Raw genomic sequence first — 19026 nt, forward strand, 5'->3', positions numbered from 1 at the left:
TAAAAAACTAAAAACAGGGTAAATTGTTCTAAACACATAACTGTAATAAATCAATTAATAGATGTAAAACCCAATTTTCGACCCAGTTAATATTTATCTAATTTTATCGTAATAATCTTATTGATATTAAATTTTCTTAAGCACCTTTCCTATATTTGTTAAAAACCAATAAAATAAACATGAAAAAAGCAATCTTTTTATTATTGACCACAGGTCTATTTAGCGCTTTCACAGCATGCGCTCAAAGACCAAGCCCACAGGCTAAAGTTTCTGAAACTACTTCTGCAGGAGTAAAAATCACTATCGATTACAGTCAGCCGGCTGTTAAAGGTAGAACTATCGGAAAAGATATCGCTCCTTATGGAAAAGTTTGGCGCACCGGCGCAAATGAAGCTACTTGGATGGAAGTTTCTAAAGATGTTAAAGTTGAAGGTAAAGCTTTAAAAGCGGGCAAATATGGCATCTGGACTATCCCAGGCGAAAAAGAGTGGACTATCATCTTTAACAGCAAATCAAATGTAAGCGGTACTGCTTATAGCGAAGCTGATGATGTTCTTCGTGTGAAAGTAAAACCTGGTAAATCAGCGAGCTTTACAGAACGTCTTACTTTTACCATTGCAAAAACAGGACTTGTTTCTCTAGCTTGGGGAGATCACCAAGTTAATTTTAACGTAAAATAAATTTTTAACCCATGAAATCTTCATTGAGATTTCATGGGTTTTCTTATCTAATCAGCATTACATTTCCGGAATTTGAATAGGGCTTCGAATTTACCATCCCCTTCAATACCCAATAATAAACTCCACTAGGCACCTCCGTATTCGCCCTAAATCCATTCCAATAATTAGTAATATCTCGGGTTAAATAAACTACTTCACCCCATCGGTTAAAAATCCTAAACTCACTAACTTTTATCTCATCATTAATAAAAATTGTAAATAAATCATTTATCTGATCCCCGTTTGGTGTAAATACAGTGGGTACAGCAAGTTCCGAGGTAAATATTTCTACCCTTGCCTCTAACACCTTTGTACAGCCGTTTTCACTGCTTAGCTTGATGTAATAGGTTCCTGGGCGACTTATACGCTCTGGTTCTTTCAGCTGAATTGTTGCTGCTGCATCCAACCAATAGCTATATGCCACATCTAAAAAAGGAATTTTTCGTGTCGTTAAATCAACCGTGCCAGGGTAATTTGCTCTAAAGTTTAAATCTAACTGAACATTTGGGAGTTCAATAATGCTCACCTGAGTAGGTAAAACAATAGAACAACCTGATGAACTCAAACCCTTAACATAATAGGTGCCACTCTTTGAAACCGCCTCGGGATTTAATAATGGTATAGTAGCCTGACTATCCTTCCAATAGCTATAGCTTAAATCAGAGCTATTTCCTTCCCTTAAAGCCGGGTCTGTAAGATCTACTGATGTACATCGCGCCAAAGGGTTACGAATGGTCATTACAGCATCTTGAATTGTAGTATATAATATTTGAGTACAACCCAAACCAGGGTAAGGTACCATCTCAATTCCTATTTTAGTCCCAACCGCCGGCGCTGGCGTCATCTTCAATGTTTCGGAAGTCCCAAGATCAATATTTCGTGCTGCATCAAACCAACGGTAAGAAGCAAATCCTGGTAGTGCCTTTAATGTAACCGTATTCTTGCTCGTACAAGTCAAATTCCCAGATAATGGGGCAGAACAATCCTCATTGAAATCTACGTATGCATAACCAAAATGCCCCCCACGAGAACAATCACTAACCGTAAATTCTAAACGTATTGTTTTCCCTAAATAACTGGAAAGGTTTACCAAAACTGGAGCCCATGGCTTATACAATACTGTTCGATCTTTCGTTGAAGCAAGAAAACCAGGCAAACCACCACTAGCAACAAACTCAAATGAACCACAATCTGTTGAACTTTCAGTGGCAACATCGAAAACACGAGCAGTAAACCTTGGTTGCTCCTCATGTTTATGATCAGGATTCTGAAAAACAACAGCATAATTAAAAGTGATAGAATAAAACTCTACATCTGCTGGTACCTTTATAGTATAACTGATGCGATCTACTCCCCTGCCTGTTAAATCATTTCCTAAACGGACAATGTTGCTGCTGCCATTTGGCGACTTTAATGGGAAATTTCCGTATGGATCCTTTTGGCCAGTATTTTTTATTAAAGTATGTAAACCGGGAATAGGCTTTGTAGGACTAACAGAAATTTTATTTTGATCACTTGGAAGAGCCGACTTCTCACCTGTTTGAGGTAGTAACCCTTTATAACATTCCCAATTGGCAAAGGTTCCAGATTCAAATCCAATGTTTTCCGGACAAGCTGTAATGACTTGTGCTCGCACTTGGATAAGTGCAAAAACAAGTAAAAACATAAGTGCCAAGCTCCGGAACATAAGGATTCTTATTAAAACACATCTCTGTGTCGTATCGTCTAAAATTCATCTGCTTTTTCAATACCTTAATATACAAAAATTTTCTAAATGCAACAAAAATTTAATTAAATAGTTAAAATATTAATAAAATAAACCGAACAACATAACAACAACAAACATTCCCATTGTAAAATCGAGTCCAAAATGACAATAAAAGGGCTTTTTCCTCTAGAAAGATAATTTAACTTTAAATAAAAAAAATAAATAAAAGCAAAAATTAGATCCTGAAATTTCAAAAAAAATGTCCACAGAACACTTCTTGGATGATAAAATCATCTCAAAAAACAAAAAAAATAATTTCTTTCTGTTTTATTCTAATCCAAAGTCAAAAAAATAATTCCTCGTTTTGGATGAAAATCTAAGCTATCCTATGATAAAAACACCTAAGAATTTAAAAGGTTTTATTAAAGAGAAATTTTTCGGTAATTGGTGAATTAAGATTTTAAATAGCCAATCATTAATTCTGCGGCACGCTCTGAAGCTCCTGCGCTACCCATTCTCAAGGCCAGTTTCTCATAGTTCTCTAACATAGCTACCCTATAAGCCTGATCATTGATCATCAAATCAATTTCAGCGCTAATCTTATCACCTGAGCAATCTTCTTGAATGAGTTCTTTAACTACTCGACTATCCATCACTAAATTGACTAGCGATATGTATTTTATGTTAACCAACATACGGGCAATACCTATAGATACAGCATTCCCCTTATAAACAACTACCTGAGGGGTTTTTAACAATGCAGTTTCCAATGTGGCTGTCCCCGATGTAACCACCGCAGCCGCTGCATTTAATACTAAATTATAGGTATCATTAAATATAATAGGTATAGAATGATGTGCTAAGTATTTATGATAATCCTTTTCAGTGAAGGAGGGCGCCCCTGCAATTGCAAATTGAAATTCGGGAAAACGATCAACTGCCTTCATCATCTCTGGTAAAACACGTTCCAACTCCTGCCTTCTGCTTCCAGGAAGGAACGCAACTAATGGCCTATCATCTAAAGCATGTTTGGATTTAAAATGAGCGTCCGACCGATTCATGGCGATAGCATCGAGTATAGGATTTCCTATATAATCTACCTCCATTCCCCATGATTTATAAAAATCAACCTCAAAAGGAAGAATACAAAACATACGGTCGACAATCTTTTTTATTTTTAGCACCCGCTTTTGATTCCATGCCCATACCTTAGGTGAGATATAATAAAAAACGGGTATGCCTTGCTTTTTAGCGAAATCTGCAATTTTTAGGTTAAATCCAGGAAAATCAATTAAAATGAGCACATCAGGTTTTTTATCTAAAATATCCTGCTTGGCCATTTTGATATTTCTCAAAACAGTACCCAAATTGGCTATTACCTCAATAAAGCCCATAAATGCCATTTCTGAATAGTGCTTTTGAAGGTTTCCACCCTCTGCCTTCATCAAATCGCCACCAAAAAAATTAAAAGTGGCTTGTGCATCATGCTGCTTTAAAGCCTTCATCAGGTTTGACCCATGCAGATCTCCCGAAGCTTCACCGGCAATAAGGTAATAATTCATAGAATGTCTAATTAAAAATCCCAAGTATTTAAAATCGGAATGGCATGGTGGGCAGTCATATCAAACTGTACAGGAACAATCGACACATAATGATTATCCAATGCCCATACATCCGTATCTTCACCATGATCATTATTCTGGAAAACACCCGTTAGCCAATAATATTTTCTTCTGTTGGGATCTGTTCGCTCATCAAACTCCTCCGCCCACTTCGCATTTGCTTGTCGGCAGATTTTAATACCCTTCAAATTGGCCCCTCTTGGGAAATTTACATTTAAAAGTGTTCCGATAGGAAGATGATTAGCCAAAACTTGTTTGGTAATCATTTCAATATATTTTCGGGTGTGACTAAAATCGGCCTCGTTTGAAAAATCATCCAATGAAAAACCAATCGATGGAATACCTTCGATGGCCCCTTCAACAGCCGCCGACATGGTTCCAGAATACAATACATTTATCGAATTGTTTAATCCATGGTTAATCCCAGATACGCATAAATCGGGCTTTTTACCTTTAAAGATTTTGTTTACAGCAAGCTTTACGCAATCTACAGGTGTGCCTGAGCATTTATACATCTCGAGCCCTTCATATAAATCTACCTTATCAAGTCGCAATGGTTTGCCGATGGTTATAGCATGTCCCATACCAGATTGCGGACCATCAGGTGCTACAACCACCACATGACCAATGCTTTGCATCACTTCTATTAAGACTTTTATTCCTGGCGCAGTGATTCCATCATCATTCACCACCAAGATAGTTGGCATCGTTTTTTTCATTTGGACGAAAATACGAAAGAAAATTGAAATGATCGGATGTAGGGACAGGTCGCGACCTGTCCGCCTAAAAAAACAACATGTCTAAAATAGAAAGAACAAGGTCGCGACCTGTCCGCTCCACAAACAAAAACATATCTAAAATATAAAGGACAGGTCGCAACCTGTCCCAACATAAAATTATATACAATTAAATAAAACCAGGACTTAAAAAAAGGCCATAGATTCAATTATAAATTATTTATCTATTTTAGATTAACATTAAATTGAATTAGAATTAATCAAATTCAGTTGAAAATATCGTCATATGCCAAATTCACCAATAAAAACCACCATTTCATGAAAAAATCAATTTTATTATGTCTTGTTATTCTAACACTGAATGCCTGTACACAAAAAGTAGAGACGCTAAAAAATTATTTTACCTACTCAGATAGTATAGAAACTGCTGGGGTAAAAATGATTCCTATTCAAACTCCATCTGGGACGTTCAAGGTCTGGACAAAACGTTTTGGGAATAATCCTAAAATTAAAATCCTTTTACTTCATGGCGGCCCAGCAATGACGCATGAATATATGGAGTGCTTTCAAACCTTCTTCCAAAGGGAAGGATACGAATTTTATGAGTATGATCAATTAGGTTCCTATTATAGTGACCAACCTAAAGATACCACACTCTGGAAAATTGATCGTTTTGTGGAGGAAGTTGAGCAAGTACGAAAAGCTATTGGTGCTGACGAGTCTAATTTTTACATCTTAGGTAATTCTTGGGGTGGTATTTTAGGAATGGAATATGCATTGAAATATCAAAAAAACATGAAAGGTCTTTTGGTATCAAACATGGTTGCAAGCGCACCTGAATATGGAAAATATGCCGCTGAAGTGTTAGCGAAGCAAATGAATCCAGAGGTTTTAGCAGAAATTAGAGCCATCGAAGCAAAAAAAGATTTTAGTAATCCCCGTTATATGGAATTACTAGTTCCAAACTTTTATAACAAACACATTTGTCGTTTGAAAGAGTGGCCTGATGCCGTTAATCGTTCATTTAAACATGGTAATAACTCGATTTATGTTCAAATGCAGGGCCCGAGTGAATTTGGAATTAGCGGACTATTAGAGAAATGGGATATTAAAAATAGATTAAAGGAAATTGCCGTTCCAACTCTAATGATTGGTGCTAAATATGATACAATGGATCCGAAAGCAATGGAAGAACAAAGCAAATTGGTGCAAAACGGGTCCTACCTTTACTGTCCAAACGGTAGCCATCTCGCTATGTGGGATGATCAAAAAATTTACATGGACGGTGTAATTTCTTTTATTAATAAGGTTAATTCTGGTAAATAGAAGGTTTTTCTGTGGTCAGATTTATCTGCACCAGCAATTCTATCAATTGCCCTCGACCTATTTCTCTGCGTCTTAGCGAGACACAAAAAATAAATTCTCGCTAAGACCCAGAGACGCAAAAATTACCTTTAATTGGTGCTATGATTGATGTTCTCAGCGTACCACTTGCCTTAGAAATCAATTCCCTTAAAACAAAAAAATCTAAGCTGTTAATCCATTCGATTAACTCTTGTCGCGATTTACCAGTTTTCTTCTGTAAACGACCATAGAGCTCATCTTCTTTGCCCTCTACATACTTTAAATCATCATCCGTAAGGTCGGCATAAGTTTGTTTAATCTTGCCTTTTAAAACATTCCAGTTTCCTTTTATCTCTAATTTATCTATCATAATATATGTGTTTAAATGTTATGAAATAACAAATTATAAAGAATAAGGTTTTAATGGGAATGGGAATAAGGAGCAAAGAGTAAGGAATAAGGAACAAAGAGTAAGGACAGATGGATGTATCTCAATTCTCACATCTCAGGTCTCACATCTCATATCTCACATCTCATATCCAAATACTAAAACCGAGCAAGGAATAAGGAACAAAGAGTAAGGTCAGATGGATTTATCTCACATCTAAATACTTTGCACTAAGTACTAAATACTAACTCAGATGTCGCAAGCCTGACAACTGATAACCGATAACTGACAAAAAAAAAGCCCCGCCAATCATCTCAGCAGGGCTTTTAAATCAATTAAAATACTTACAAACTCGAAGCTCCAACCTTAATCTCTTCAACCACATTAGGATCTAATAATGTTGAAGTATCGCCAAGGTTTGAAACATCCCCTTCAGCAATTTTCCTCAAAATCCGTCTCATAATCTTACCCGAGCGAGTTTTTGGTAATCCTGATACAAATTGGATCTTATCAGGTTTTGCAATTGCTCCAATGATACGAGCAACCGTCTGAAGTATGTCTTTTCTAGTTAAGTCATGATCATGTGTGGAAGATCCCAAAATTACATAAGCATAAATTCCTTGCCCTTTAATATCATGTGGGTAGCCTACAACCGCACTTTCTACCACATCAGCATGCATATTAATCGCATTTTCGACCTCTGCAGTTCCAATTCTATGCCCTGAAACATTAATTACATCATCTACACGACCAGTAATACGATAATATCCATCCTCATCTCTCAGACAGCCATCACCCGTAAAATACATATTTTGATAGGTAGAGAAATAGGTCAGGCGGCAACGCTCATGATCGCCATAAGTAGTACGAATAATTCCAGGCCATGGGAATTTTATACATAAATTTCCACTAACTCCATTTCCCTGTAGTTCTGCACCTGTTTCGTCAACTAAACAAGGTTGAACTCCTGGAAGTGGCAATGTTGCATAACCTGGTTTTGTAGGTGTAATACCTGCAATCGGAGAAATTAAAATTCCACTATTCTCGGTCTGCCACCAAGTATCTACTATCGGACATTTACCTTTTCCAATTTTATCATTGTACCAGTGCCAAGCTTCTTCATTAATTGGCTCACCTACCGATCCTAATTTTGTTAAAGAGCTCAAATCCTTTCCCTTTAAAGGCTCATCACCAAAGCTCATCAAGGAGCGTATAGCCGTTGGTGCGGTATAAAGGATATTTACTTTGTATTTATCTACAATCTCCCAAAAACGACCTGCATCAGGCCAGGTAGGTACACCCTCAAACATTAAAGTGGTTGCACCTTGTGAAAGGGGACCGTAAACAATGTATGAATGACCAGTAATCCAACCAATATCGGCAGTACAAAAATGAATCTCGCCAGGCTGATATTGAAATACTGTTCTAAAAGTATAACCTGTATAAACCATATAACCACCGCAGGTATGAACCACCCCTTTAGGCTTTCCGGTTGAACCCGATGTATATAAAATAAATAAAGGATCTTCTGCATCCATTGGCTCTGCCGGGCAATCAGGATTTCCTTGTGTTTCCACCTTTTTAATCTCATCTTCCCACCACACATCGCGACCTTTAATCATGGATACAGGTGTACGAGTACGTGTTAAAACAATAATTCTATCTACAGAAGAGCACTGTACAATGGCATCATCTATAATATTTTTTAATGGGATATCTTTATTTCCTCTAAATCCGCCATCGGCAGTAATAACCAAATTACATTGAGCATCGTTTATTCTATCGGCAATAGACTGGGCCGAAAAACCACCAAATACCACAGAATGTATGGCACCAATACGGGCGCAAGCTAATACAGCAATAGCCAATTCTGGAACCATTGGCATATAAATACAGATTCTATCTCCTTTTTTAGCTCCATTATTTTTTAGCGCATTTGCAAATTGTACAACTTTAAAATGAAGCTCTTTATACGTAAAAGATCGATAATGTTCTTCCGGATCATTGGGCTCCCAAATCATCGCTGTTTTATCAGCGTCATTAGCTAAATGACGATCAAGGCAGTTCTCAGTGATATTTAACTTTGCCCCACTAAACCATTTTACATTGGGTTCAGTAAAGTTCCAATCTAGTACACTATCCCACTTTTTTTGCCAATAAAACGTGTCGGCTACCGATGCCCAAAAATTTTCGGGCTCAGCTACACTATAATCATAAATGCGTTTGTAATCGTCAAAAGAATTAATTCGGAGATCCATTTTTATTTTTGTTCAATAATTTTTAATATTTTTAATATACAATAATATCATTTTGAGAGCTTCTAGCCTAATTTAGAGTCAAAAAAATTACACAAAAAGCTAAACTAAGTGCTCATTTTCAGAGAAAGTCTAAAATTATTGATAAAGTATTGCGTATCTGATTTTTTCTCCCGATATTTGCAAACTCTTTAGAGAATTGATTTAAAAATTAAGATACACATATAGTCATGTCGAGAATTTGTGATTTAACAGGAAAAATGGCAATGAACGGTTTTAACGTTTCCAATTCAAACGTAAAAACTAAGCGTAAATTTTATCCTAACCTTCATGTAAAAAAGTTTTACATTCCTGAAGAAGACAGATGGATTACCTTGAAGGTTTCTACTTCAGCGATCAAAACCATCAGTAAAAACGGCATCACTGCTGTAATTAATAAATTCGTTAAAAAAGGGTATATATAGTCGTTTAAGCTAGATAAAAGCAAAATATTTGTTTAATTATTAACAAAATCATTTCTGCTTTTCCTGCTAACAAATAAATATACAACGTAAAAAATAATACAATGGCTAAGAAAGGTAATAGAGTTCAGGTTATTTTAGAATGTACCGAGCACAAAGAAAGTGGCATGGCTGGAATGTCTCGTTACGTAACAACTAAAAACAAGAAGAACACAACTGAGCGTCTAGAATTGAAGAAATTCAATCCGGTGTTAAGAAAAGTGACTGTTCACAAAGAAATTAAGTAATATTTATTGAATAAGGGATATTTTAAAATCCTATAAAACAATAATCCTAAAAAATATACAGAAATGGCAAAGAAAGTAGTTGCAACCCTGAAGACAGGTGCTGGTAAAGAATATTCAAAAGTTATTACAATGACTAAATCACCTAAGTCTGGTGCTTATTCATTCAAAGAAACTATCGTTCACAACGATCACGTAAAAGACGCTATTGCTGGAATTAACACCTCAAAATAAATAGCTATTTTTATTTGAAGGAAGCCGCCCGCGTCTAATCGTTGGGGGGCTTTTTTCATTACAATACTTATACTTTTTCCCCACATCAGTGGGTTTAAAAAATTCAGAGCCATGGGATTATTTGACTTTTTCAAAAAGAAAGAAAGCAACATTGAAGAGCAGGTAGAGCTGGATAAAACCTTAGAAAAAACTAAGGAGAACTTATTTTCCAAAATCACCAAAGCTGTTGTCGGAAAATCAAGCGTTGATGATGATGTGCTTGATGAACTCGAAGAAATCTTGGTCAATTCTGACGTTGGCGTACAAACTACCCTTAAAATTATTGAGCGCCTCCAAGCACGTGTAGCTCAGGATAAGTATATCAATACCTCCGAACTTCATGAATTACTGCGCTCAGAAATTCAAAATCTCTTAGCCGAAAATAATAGTAACGACTTCCGCAATTTTGAATATGGTAATCATAAACCATATGTAATCATGGTTGTAGGGGTTAATGGTGTCGGAAAAACGACTACCATTGGCAAATTAGCGCATAAACTTAAAGCTGCTGGCAATAAAGTTGTTTTAGGTGCTGCCGATACTTTTAGAGCCGCTGCCGTTGATCAACTAAAGCTATGGGCCGAACGTGTGCAAGTACGTATCGTAGCGCAGCCTATGGGATCTGATCCTGCATCTGTTGCTTTCGATACCCTACAATCGGCAGTAGCAAATGGCGATGATGTTGCAATTATTGATACTGCCGGCCGACTACACAATAAAATTGCCTTGATGAACGAGCTAACCAAAATAAAACAGGTTATGCAAAAGGTTGTACCTGGCGCTCCTCATGAAATTCTCCTTGTTTTAGATGCTTCAACCGGCCAAAATGCCATTGAACAGTGTAAACAATTTACGCAAGCAACGGAAGTTAATGCCTTAGCATTGACCAAATTAGATGGTACCGCCAAAGGTGGTGTCGTAATCGGAATATCCGATCAGTTTAAAATTCCAGTGAAATATATCGGTGTGGGTGAAGGTATCGAACACCTTCAACTATTTAATAAAAAAGAGTTCGTAGACTCTCTATTTAAAAGCTAGGCAAAAGCAACATGAAGACCAAGATTAGCAAAGAGATTAATAAAGTGCAGCCTAGAGTAAATGTAATTACCCTCGGTTGCTCCAAAAATATTCACGATTCGGAAGTCCTAATGGGCCAATTACGCGGCAACCAAATGGATGTGGTACATGAAGACCAAAAGCTGCATAAAGACGATATTATTGTTATTAATACCTGCGGATTTATAGATAATGCCAAGCAAGAATCTATCGATACCATCCTACAATATAGCGAACTAAAAGATCAAGGAAAAGTTGGCAAAGTAATAGTAACTGGTTGTTTATCTGAACGTTATAAGCCTGAACTAGAAGCTGAAATTAAAAATGTAGACTCCTTTTTCGGAACCAATGACCTCCAAAATCTGTTAAGCTCAATTGGTGCTGATTATAAACATGAATTAGTAGGCGAACGTTTATTAACTACTCCTTCGCACTTTTCATATTTTAAAATTGCTGAAGGTTGTAATAGACCTTGCTCCTTCTGCGCAATTCCTTTAATGCGTGGAAAGCACGTTTCTAAGCCAATCGACGAACTGGTGAAGGAAGCGAAATTTCTTGCAAAAAATGGCACAAAAGAATTAATACTTATCGCTCAAGATCTAACTTATTATGGTTTAGACCTTTATAATAAAAGAAACTTGGCAGATTTAATGCGTAATTTATCCGATGTAGATGGCATCGAATGGATTCGCTTACAATATGCCTATCCATCTGGTTTCCCAATGGACATTTTGGATGTGATGAACGAACGCTCAAACATCTGTAATTACCTTGATATGCCACTCCAGCATATCAGCGATAATATGTTGAGCTCCATGCGCCGCGGAATTACACGCCAAAAAACAATCGATTTAGTAAACTCCATTCGTGATAAAGTTCCAAATATCGCTTTGCGAACTACGCTAATTTGTGGATATCCCGGCGAAACGGAAAAAGATTTCCAAGAAATGAAAGAGTGGGTAAGTGAAAGCCGCTTTGACCGCTTAGGTTGCTTTACCTACTCGCATGAAGAAAAAACGCATGCCCATCTCCTTAATGATGATGTTCCTGAAGAAGTAAAGCAAGAACGTGTGGAGGAAATCATGAATGTTCAACAGGAAATTTCATTCGACATCAATCAGGATAAAGTCGGCAAAACTTTTAAAGTCCTATTGGATAAAAAAGAAGATAATTACTTAGTCGGACGTACCGAATTTGATTCGCCTGAGGTAGATAATGAGGTTTTAATCGATGCTAGAATAAGTTATGCAAGTCCCGGGACTTTCGTAAATGTAAAAATTGACCGTGCCGAGGATTTCGATCTCTATGGTCAAATTGTCAAAATATAGATCTGTTCTCCGCAATTAATTAAATTGCGTTATTTTCGTTGAAAATGAAGGCGACTTACATAGATTATAGTGAAACTCAGAGCTTTTCAGAGGGACTAATTCGCCTCCTAGCGAATGATCCTCAATTAGCGCCTTTCTACTCAGAAAATCCTACAATTGAGGGTTTTAAGAATCTAATTGCGCATAAAAAAGTAAGCGCCAACAGAGCAATCCTCGTAGATGTCCTGCAAAATCAATATTCAAATATTAAATCGCCTTTACATTCAAGTGTTGAAGCGAACATCCAATTATTAGAAAAAGACAATACATTCACCGTTTGCACGGGCCATCAACTTAACCTCTTCACAGGTCCGCTTTACTTTATTTTCAAAATTGTAACTGCAATAAACCTTGCAAAGGAGCTTAAAGCCAATTTTCCGGATAAAAATTTTGTTCCCGTTTATTGGATGGCCACCGAAGACCATGATTTTGCCGAAATAAATCATACCTATATTGCAGGCAAAAAAATCAGTTGGGATCATGATACATCCGGTGCCACCGGAAGAATCAAAACAGCGGGAATTGAGAAAATTTGCAAAGAATATCTACAAGTTTTAGGAATTTCTGAAAATGCAGAAACGCTTAGTAATCTCATCCAAAAGGCCTATACAGAACACTCAAACTTGTCGGATGCCACCAGATTTCTTGTTAATGCACTTTTTGAGGAATACGGTCTCATTATTCTAGATGCCGATGATAGACGTTTAAAAAGTCAATTTTCATCGATCATCAGCAAAGATATTATTGAGCAAAACAGCTTCAAGAATATTACAGAAGCCAATCAGTCTTTAGCAGAGAAAGGCATTGACGCTCAGGTAAATCCCAGAGAAATAAATTTTTTCTACTTGAAAGACGGATTGAGAGAACGTATCGTTTTTGAAAATGATACATATTCAGTCCTAAACACAGACATCAGCTTCAGCGAAGAACAATTAAAACAAGAAATTGCTGAACAACCCGAACGTTTTAGTCCCAATGTAGTGATGCGCCCTCTTTATCAGGAAATCATCCTACCTAATTTAGCCTATATCGGGGGTGGTGCCGAAATTATTTACTGGCTACAGCTCAAGCAAAATTTTGATCATTACGGCGTACAATTCCCAGTTTTACTATTAAGAAACTCGGCAATGTTTAGTCCCCTAAACTTAGAAACTAAACTTAACCGCCTCAATATCAACACTAAAGATATTTTCAAAAAACTGGAATTATTAAAAAAGGAATGGGTTTTAAATCATAGCACGCATAGCCTAAACCTCCAAGATGAGTGGCATGAGCTAAGTTCCATATTTGAAAAAATCAAATTACGTAGCCATAAAATCGACCCAAGTTTAAGTCCCAGTACCGAAGCCGTAAAAGCTAGGCTGCACCATGCCATTAAAAATCTGGAAGCTAAACTCATGAAAGCAGAAAAGAAAAACTTTTCAGATGCACTTTCACAGATTGAATCGATAAAGACGAAATTATTCCCCAATGGAGGTCTCCAAGAACGAAGAGAAAATTTCGGTCTATTTTATGTTAAACATGGGAAGGACTTCATAAAAGCATTAATTGAAAACTTTAAACCTTTAGATCTTAAGTTTACGATTTTAGAGGAGTAGAACAATAACAATGACTTATAACACCTTTACAGAGAGCAATTTACGAGAATTTACTAAATCAGTTTTTATAAAAATGGGTTGTTCGGAAGAGCATGCTGCATTAGCTACTGATGTACTCATAAAATCCGATTTACGTGGAATCGACTCTCATGGTGTTGCCCGATTAACCGGCTATGTACGTTTATGGGAAAAGGGCCGCATCAATGCCAAACCCGACATTAAAATTGTTCATGAAACGCCTAGCACAGCCACAGTTGATGGAGATTCAGGCCTAGGTTTAGTTGTTGCACCCTTTGCTATGAAGGTAGCAATCGAAAAAGCCGAAAAATGCGGATCTGGATGGGTTTCAGTAAGAAATTCGAATCATTTTGGCATTGCAGGCTATCATACCATGATGGCGGTTGAAAAAGACATGATTGGTTTCGCTATGACCAATGCTAGTCCGCTAGTAGCCCCAACCTTCGCTAACGAGCGATTGCTCGGCACCAACCCCATGTGCTATGCTTTCCCCGCAGGAAAATACCCACCAGTAATTGTGGATATGGCCACCTCGGCAGCAGCAAATGGCAAGCTAGAAATTGCACAGCGCATGAATAAAGCAGTGCCTGATGGATGGATTCAAGATGCTAATGGGAATCCTTCAACCGACCCGCATGAATTGAAAAAAGGAGGGGCACTCCTTCCCTTGGGTAGCGACAGAGATCATGGAAGCCATAAAGGTTTCGGATTAAGCGCAACCGTAGATATCCTTTCAGCAGTACTTTCAGGCGCAAATTACGGTCCGTGGGTGCCCCCATTCGTAGCATTTATGGAACCATCAAGCAATCCTGTTGGAAAAGGAATTGGCCATTTTTTAGGTGCTATGCGTGTAGATGGATTCAGACCAGTAGATGAATTTAAATCTCACCTAGATAATTGGATTGAACGATTTAGCAATGCAAAAACTATACATCCAGACCAAAAAGTGATCATCCCCGGACAACCTGAAATTGAAGCCGAAAAAGAAAGAAAACTAAATGGTATTCCTCTCATTAATGATGTTTGCAAAGATTTAAATGAAGTTGCTGAGAAATTAGGTGTCGCAAAGCTAATTTAATTCCAAAACATAGCCTTATTTTTTGCAAATGCAAATCGATAAATTTTATCGATTGACGATATTTTTTATCGATTTATATCAATAAGATTAAAGAAATTGTCATTTTTTTGTCCCATTTGAAATTCATCCCAAATGAAGAAAAACAATTTCTGATACTTGCATTTAAAATAGAATTGAACAAAAATTCGCAAAAATCTACCTACCATGAATAAGCAAATCGAAAGAATTAATGTGGTTATAGAACCTTTAAGAAATCAAATAGTTAATCATAAAGTTTATTCGATGATTAATGACCTTGAGGACTTAAAAATATTCATGAACTACCATATTTATGCGGTTTGGGATTTCATGTCTCTTTTAAAAACCCTTCAAAATAACCTAACCTGTACTTCGGTGCCATGGTTTCCAATAGGCTCTGCAGAAACTAGAAACCTAATTAACGAGATTGTAGTAGGTGAAGAATCGGATGTAGATAATTTTGGCGTTCGCAAGAGCCATTTTGAGCTTTACCTCGATGCTATGCATCAATGTGGTGCTGATACTTCGGCCATTGAGAAGTTTGTAGAAGAATTACAGCGTAGTGGCGATTTCAAAGCTGCCTATTCAGTATCAAATACACCAATTGAAGCACAAAAATTCGTCGATTTTACCTTCAAAATCATCAATAGCAAAAAAGCTTATTTACAGTCCGCAATTTTTACTTTTGGCCGCGAAGATCTAATTCCAGGCATGTTTATTTCCTTGGTAAACGATATTCATAATAACTTCCCAGATAGCATTTCCACTTTTAAATACTATTTAGAGAGACATATTGAAGTAGATGGCGATCACCACAGTCACCTTGCATTACAAATGACCGCAAACCTATGCGAAGCGGATGAGCAATTTTGGAAGGAAGCCGAAGAAGCGACAATTGAATCATTACAAAAGAGAATTGATCTTTGGGATGGTGTTTACAATCAATTATTGGAAAGAAAAAAGGTACAATCAGCATAAGAAATATTTAATTAGTGCTGTAATATGTGATAAAAAGATCATTTGATATATATTAGCGTTATATTCTAATATTAAATACAAATGAACTTATCAAGATTTTTATTTCTCACTGTTTTTATTCTTTTTCAATCTCTATTTGCTGTTGCTCAAGATACCCTTAGCCTCAATAAATTAATTGAAAAATCTCAAAAAGTTGTTGAGGATTATCCTTTCGAGAAGGTTTACCTTCATTTTGATAAACCCTATTATGCTGTTGGAGATACCATTTGGTTCAAGGCTTATGTGGCATTAGGGCAAGATCAACCCTCCGATTTAAGCAAGGTTTTGTATGTAGATCTAATTTCAGAGAACGATACTCTTGTACGAGCTATGAAGCTTCCAATTGTGAATACTTCGGCATATGGGAGCATTACCCTCGATCCATTAGCTTATAAATCAGGAAATTACAGAATACGAGCTTATACCTATTGGATGATAAATTTTAGTGAAGATTTATATTTTTCTAAAAATATCCCTATTGGGGATGCCATAAATCGGAAAATCATAACCAACATTACATTAAAAGGAGAAAATCCAACGAATAATCCCAGCATAAATGCGAGCATTAAATTCCAAGACCCTGATGGTAACGCCTATGCTAACAAAAAGGTAAATTGGCAGTTAATATCCAAATTTGAAACCATTGCGCGTGGCCGTGAAACGACTGATGCCATGGGTAAATTAGCTTTAAAATTGAGTGCTAGTCAGAAAGCTGCTTTAGATACAGCTATTCTTGAAACTAGCCTTGAAGCAGATGTGAGTCGCTTAATTACCTCCACTTTCCCATTAAAAAACGCCTTTGCGGATGCAGATTTACAGTTTTTCCCTGAGGGAGGTGATTTAATTGAAAATCTTAACACTAAAATTGCCTTTAAAGCTATCCAAGAAAAAGGCTTGGGAATTGCTGTTAAAGGAGATGTTGTAGATAATACTGGAAAAATAATTAGCAAAATTGAATCTCAACACTTAGGTATGGGGAGCTTCACCTTATTGCCAGAAAGCGGAAAAACTTACAGCGCCAATCTGAGCTTCGCCAATGGCATAAAAAAGACGATTCCGCTACCCACCGCAAAGAAGTCGGGAATCACTATTTCGGTGCTTTCTACCACTCCTGCCAATATCATGGTGCAAATAAGTGCCAACCAGGCCTATTTTAATGCCCATCAGGACAAGAATTACTATTTGGTAGCTCGTAGCAAGGGTGTCATTACTTTTGCAGCACAGGCAGCCTTAAACACCACAACTATTGGTGCAGCTATTCCAAAAAGTAAATTTCCAGATGGAATTATCCAAATTACTGTCTTTAACACAAAAGGAGAGCCATTAGCCGAGCGACTCGCATTTGTGAAGCATTCTAATGTTTCGAGTTTAAACTTAACATCCGACAAAAAAATATATGGAATACGTCAGCCTGTTAAAATGAATGTAGTGGCTAAGACTAGAAATTTGCCCGTTGAAGGCAATTTCTCTATTTCTGTTTACAATGAGAGCAAAGTGCCTAGTAATGAGGATGATGAAAGCTCCATTTTGAGTTCATTCCTCATTTCCTCCGAGCTACAAGGATTTATTGAAAAACCTAATTATTATTTCCACCAAATAAATGAGAAAAAAGCAGCTGATTTAGACCTTTTAATGCTCACTCAAGGTTATCGTAAATTTTCTTATAAGGATATTCTAGCAGGTAAAGAACCTATAATTGAATTTTTACCAGAACAGGGAATGGAATTTTCGGGAGTCTTGAGAACTTCAAATGGAATGCCCGTTTCAAATGGTAGTTTGAAATTAGTTGTGCCAGAGAGCCGTTTTTATGCCGAGACTAAATCTAATGTGCGTGGTGAGTTTAAATTTGAAAATGTAACTATTCCAGATTCGATGGAAGCGAGCATCAGCGCACGAAGTTCAAATGCAGCCAAAAACATGATGATTATGTTAAATGGTACCGCATTCCCAGCAATTACGAAGAACAAAAATAAATCTGAAGAAAAATTAAATATTGATAGCCTGCTTTTGCCTTATCTAGATCATAGTAAAAGACAATATCGTATGATAACACAAATGCTTCAAGAGGTAGTTGTAACCTCTACAGTCATTAAAAAGCCGAGCCATTCAGATCACCCAGCATTAACTGGTTTACCATCCATGCCAGATCATTTAATAAATGCGGATCGCTTTCAAGGATGTACCGTTTTCTTAAGCTGTTTACAGTCAACGGCTACGGGCCTTACCTTTGCGGATAATAATTTCTATGTGACCCGAGTTTTTAATTCCGGATTAAGAGTCCCAGTTCAGGTATTCTTAAATGGTATGCCCGTAGAAACCACATATTTAAACAATGTGCAAACGGCAGAAGTTGACAATGTTGAAATCTTTTTGAAAGATGATCTCGGTCTGGTGAGCAGAACCTATAATACAAATGGAGTTTTAGTTATTAATACAAAGAAAGCAGTTAAGGGGACAGCCATTTCAGCGGAAGATTTGAAAAAATTATTCCCACCAAGCAATGTTTTGACTTTTAAACCACAGGGATATCTAAAACAAAGAGAATTTTATATTCCGAAATACTTGACAGCAGAAAGCAAAACCAAAGGCGCCGATTATAGAACTACTGTGTATTGGAACCCTAGAGTGTTTACCGATGTAAATGGAACAATGGCAATGGAGTTTTATAACAGCGATAATAAAGGAACTTATAAAGCTGTAGTAGAAGGAACAGACATCGAAGGAAATTTATCGAGGTTTATTTATCGGTATAAGGTGGAGTAATTAACAAGACGTTACACTTACATATACGTCGCGACTTGAATATTTTTAACAAGGTTTTTCCTATTCATTTTAAATGAATTAAAACCAATTTTATTTAGTGTAAAGCTACAAGCTCCATATTATTATAATTATTAAAAAACTACTAGTTAAATTTTATTTAAAGCAAGGTTGCTAAATATTTAATTGTTATAAAGGCATGAACATTTAATGAGATTAAATCTTACACAAGGTTTTAACCTGTCGAGATTTCCCTAAATTAAAAAGTTGGCCATCTCGCAATCCTTAAATTAGCGACTAAAGTAATTTTAAATCCAAATACT

15 protein-coding genes and 1 pseudogene are annotated in these 19026 nt (G+C 36.7%); 11 read left to right on the plus strand and 5 right to left on the minus strand.

Annotated elements, in window-relative coordinates:
* Nucleotides 1–179: 179 nt before the first annotated feature.
* Nucleotides 180–680, plus strand: coding sequence for a DUF2911 domain-containing protein (locus QZ136_RS11520; protein WP_291403661.1), 501 nt, complete (start codon nucleotides 180–182; stop codon nucleotides 678–680).
* Nucleotides 681–723: 43 nt separating this feature from the next.
* Here QZ136_RS11520 and QZ136_RS11525 read toward each other — a convergent pair whose 3' ends face one another.
* From QZ136_RS11525 to surE, 3 genes are all read right to left on the minus strand, one after another.
* Nucleotides 724–2406 (minus strand): gliding motility-associated C-terminal domain-containing protein, encoded by a 1683-nt coding sequence (locus QZ136_RS11525; RefSeq protein WP_291403663.1) that lies wholly within the window; start codon nucleotides 2404–2406, stop codon nucleotides 724–726.
* 473 nt (nucleotides 2407–2879) lie between these two features.
* Nucleotides 2880–3989 (minus strand): lipid-A-disaccharide synthase, encoded by a 1110-nt coding sequence (gene lpxB, locus QZ136_RS11530; protein ID WP_291403665.1) that lies wholly within the window; start codon nucleotides 3987–3989, stop codon nucleotides 2880–2882.
* Nucleotides 3990–4000: 11 nt separating this feature from the next.
* Nucleotides 4001–4768 carry a 5'/3'-nucleotidase SurE gene (gene surE / locus QZ136_RS11535; RefSeq protein WP_291403667.1) on the minus strand — a complete coding sequence of 256 codons (768 nt, stop codon included), beginning with the start codon at nucleotides 4766–4768 and terminating at the stop codon, nucleotides 4001–4003.
* Nucleotides 4769–5104: 336 nt separating this feature from the next.
* Between surE and QZ136_RS11540 the strand changes: the two genes are divergently transcribed.
* A complete protein-coding gene (locus QZ136_RS11540) occupies nucleotides 5105–6112 on the plus strand; it encodes a proline iminopeptidase-family hydrolase (protein ID WP_291403669.1) in 1008 nt (335 codons plus the stop codon).
* A gap of 202 nt (nucleotides 6113–6314) precedes the next feature.
* Here the strand turns inward: QZ136_RS11540 and QZ136_RS11545 are convergent.
* Nucleotides 6315–6497, minus strand: a pseudogene (locus tag QZ136_RS11545) (CsbD family protein); the annotation flags it as partial.
* Between the two features lie 365 nt (nucleotides 6498–6862).
* The gene (gene acs, locus QZ136_RS11550; protein ID WP_291403671.1) at nucleotides 6863–8776 is read right to left on the minus strand and encodes an acetate--CoA ligase; all 1914 of its coding nucleotides are present in this window, start codon (nucleotides 8774–8776) and stop codon (nucleotides 6863–6865) included.
* 227 nt (nucleotides 8777–9003) lie between these two features.
* On the opposite strand from acs, the gene rpmB reads away from it, so the two are divergent.
* From rpmB to QZ136_RS11595, 9 genes are all read left to right on the plus strand, one after another.
* The gene (rpmB, locus tag QZ136_RS11555; protein WP_291403673.1) at nucleotides 9004–9237 is read left to right on the plus strand and encodes a 50S ribosomal protein L28; all 234 of its coding nucleotides are present in this window, start codon (nucleotides 9004–9006) and stop codon (nucleotides 9235–9237) included.
* 101 nt (nucleotides 9238–9338) lie between these two features.
* Nucleotides 9339–9521: a 50S ribosomal protein L33 gene (rpmG, locus tag QZ136_RS11560; protein WP_079703649.1), complete on the plus strand. Its 183-nt coding sequence runs from the start codon at nucleotides 9339–9341 to the stop codon at nucleotides 9519–9521.
* A gap of 63 nt (nucleotides 9522–9584) precedes the next feature.
* A complete protein-coding gene (locus QZ136_RS11565; RefSeq protein WP_291403679.1) occupies nucleotides 9585–9752 on the plus strand; it encodes a DUF4295 domain-containing protein in 168 nt (55 codons plus the stop codon).
* Between the two features lie 111 nt (nucleotides 9753–9863).
* Entirely contained in the window at nucleotides 9864–10829 is a 966-nt protein-coding gene (ftsY, locus tag QZ136_RS11570) for a signal recognition particle-docking protein FtsY (RefSeq protein WP_291403681.1), read from the plus strand.
* Nucleotides 10830–10840: 11 nt separating this feature from the next.
* Nucleotides 10841–12175 (plus strand): 30S ribosomal protein S12 methylthiotransferase RimO, encoded by a 1335-nt coding sequence (rimO, locus tag QZ136_RS11575; protein ID WP_291403682.1) that lies wholly within the window; start codon nucleotides 10841–10843, stop codon nucleotides 12173–12175.
* 44 nt (nucleotides 12176–12219) lie between these two features.
* On the plus strand, nucleotides 12220–13812 hold the full coding sequence (bshC, locus tag QZ136_RS11580; RefSeq protein WP_291403684.1) for a bacillithiol biosynthesis cysteine-adding enzyme BshC: 1593 nt from the start codon (nucleotides 12220–12222) through the stop codon (nucleotides 13810–13812).
* A gap of 10 nt (nucleotides 13813–13822) precedes the next feature.
* Nucleotides 13823–14908 carry an Ldh family oxidoreductase gene (locus tag QZ136_RS11585; RefSeq protein ID WP_291403686.1) on the plus strand — a complete coding sequence of 362 codons (1086 nt, stop codon included), beginning with the start codon at nucleotides 13823–13825 and terminating at the stop codon, nucleotides 14906–14908.
* Between the two features lie 204 nt (nucleotides 14909–15112).
* Complete coding sequence (locus tag QZ136_RS11590) at nucleotides 15113–15904, plus strand: DUF3050 domain-containing protein (protein ID WP_291403688.1); 792 nt, start codon at nucleotides 15113–15115, stop codon at nucleotides 15902–15904.
* Nucleotides 15905–15985: 81 nt separating this feature from the next.
* Nucleotides 15986–18706 (plus strand): carboxypeptidase regulatory-like domain-containing protein, encoded by a 2721-nt coding sequence (locus QZ136_RS11595; RefSeq protein ID WP_291403690.1) that lies wholly within the window; start codon nucleotides 15986–15988, stop codon nucleotides 18704–18706.
* Nucleotides 18707–19026: the final 320 nt, after the last annotated feature.

Origin of the sequence: Daejeonella sp. (assembly GCF_017495225.1) — a bacterium.
Classification (GTDB): Bacteria; Bacteroidota; Bacteroidia; order Sphingobacteriales; family Sphingobacteriaceae; genus Daejeonella.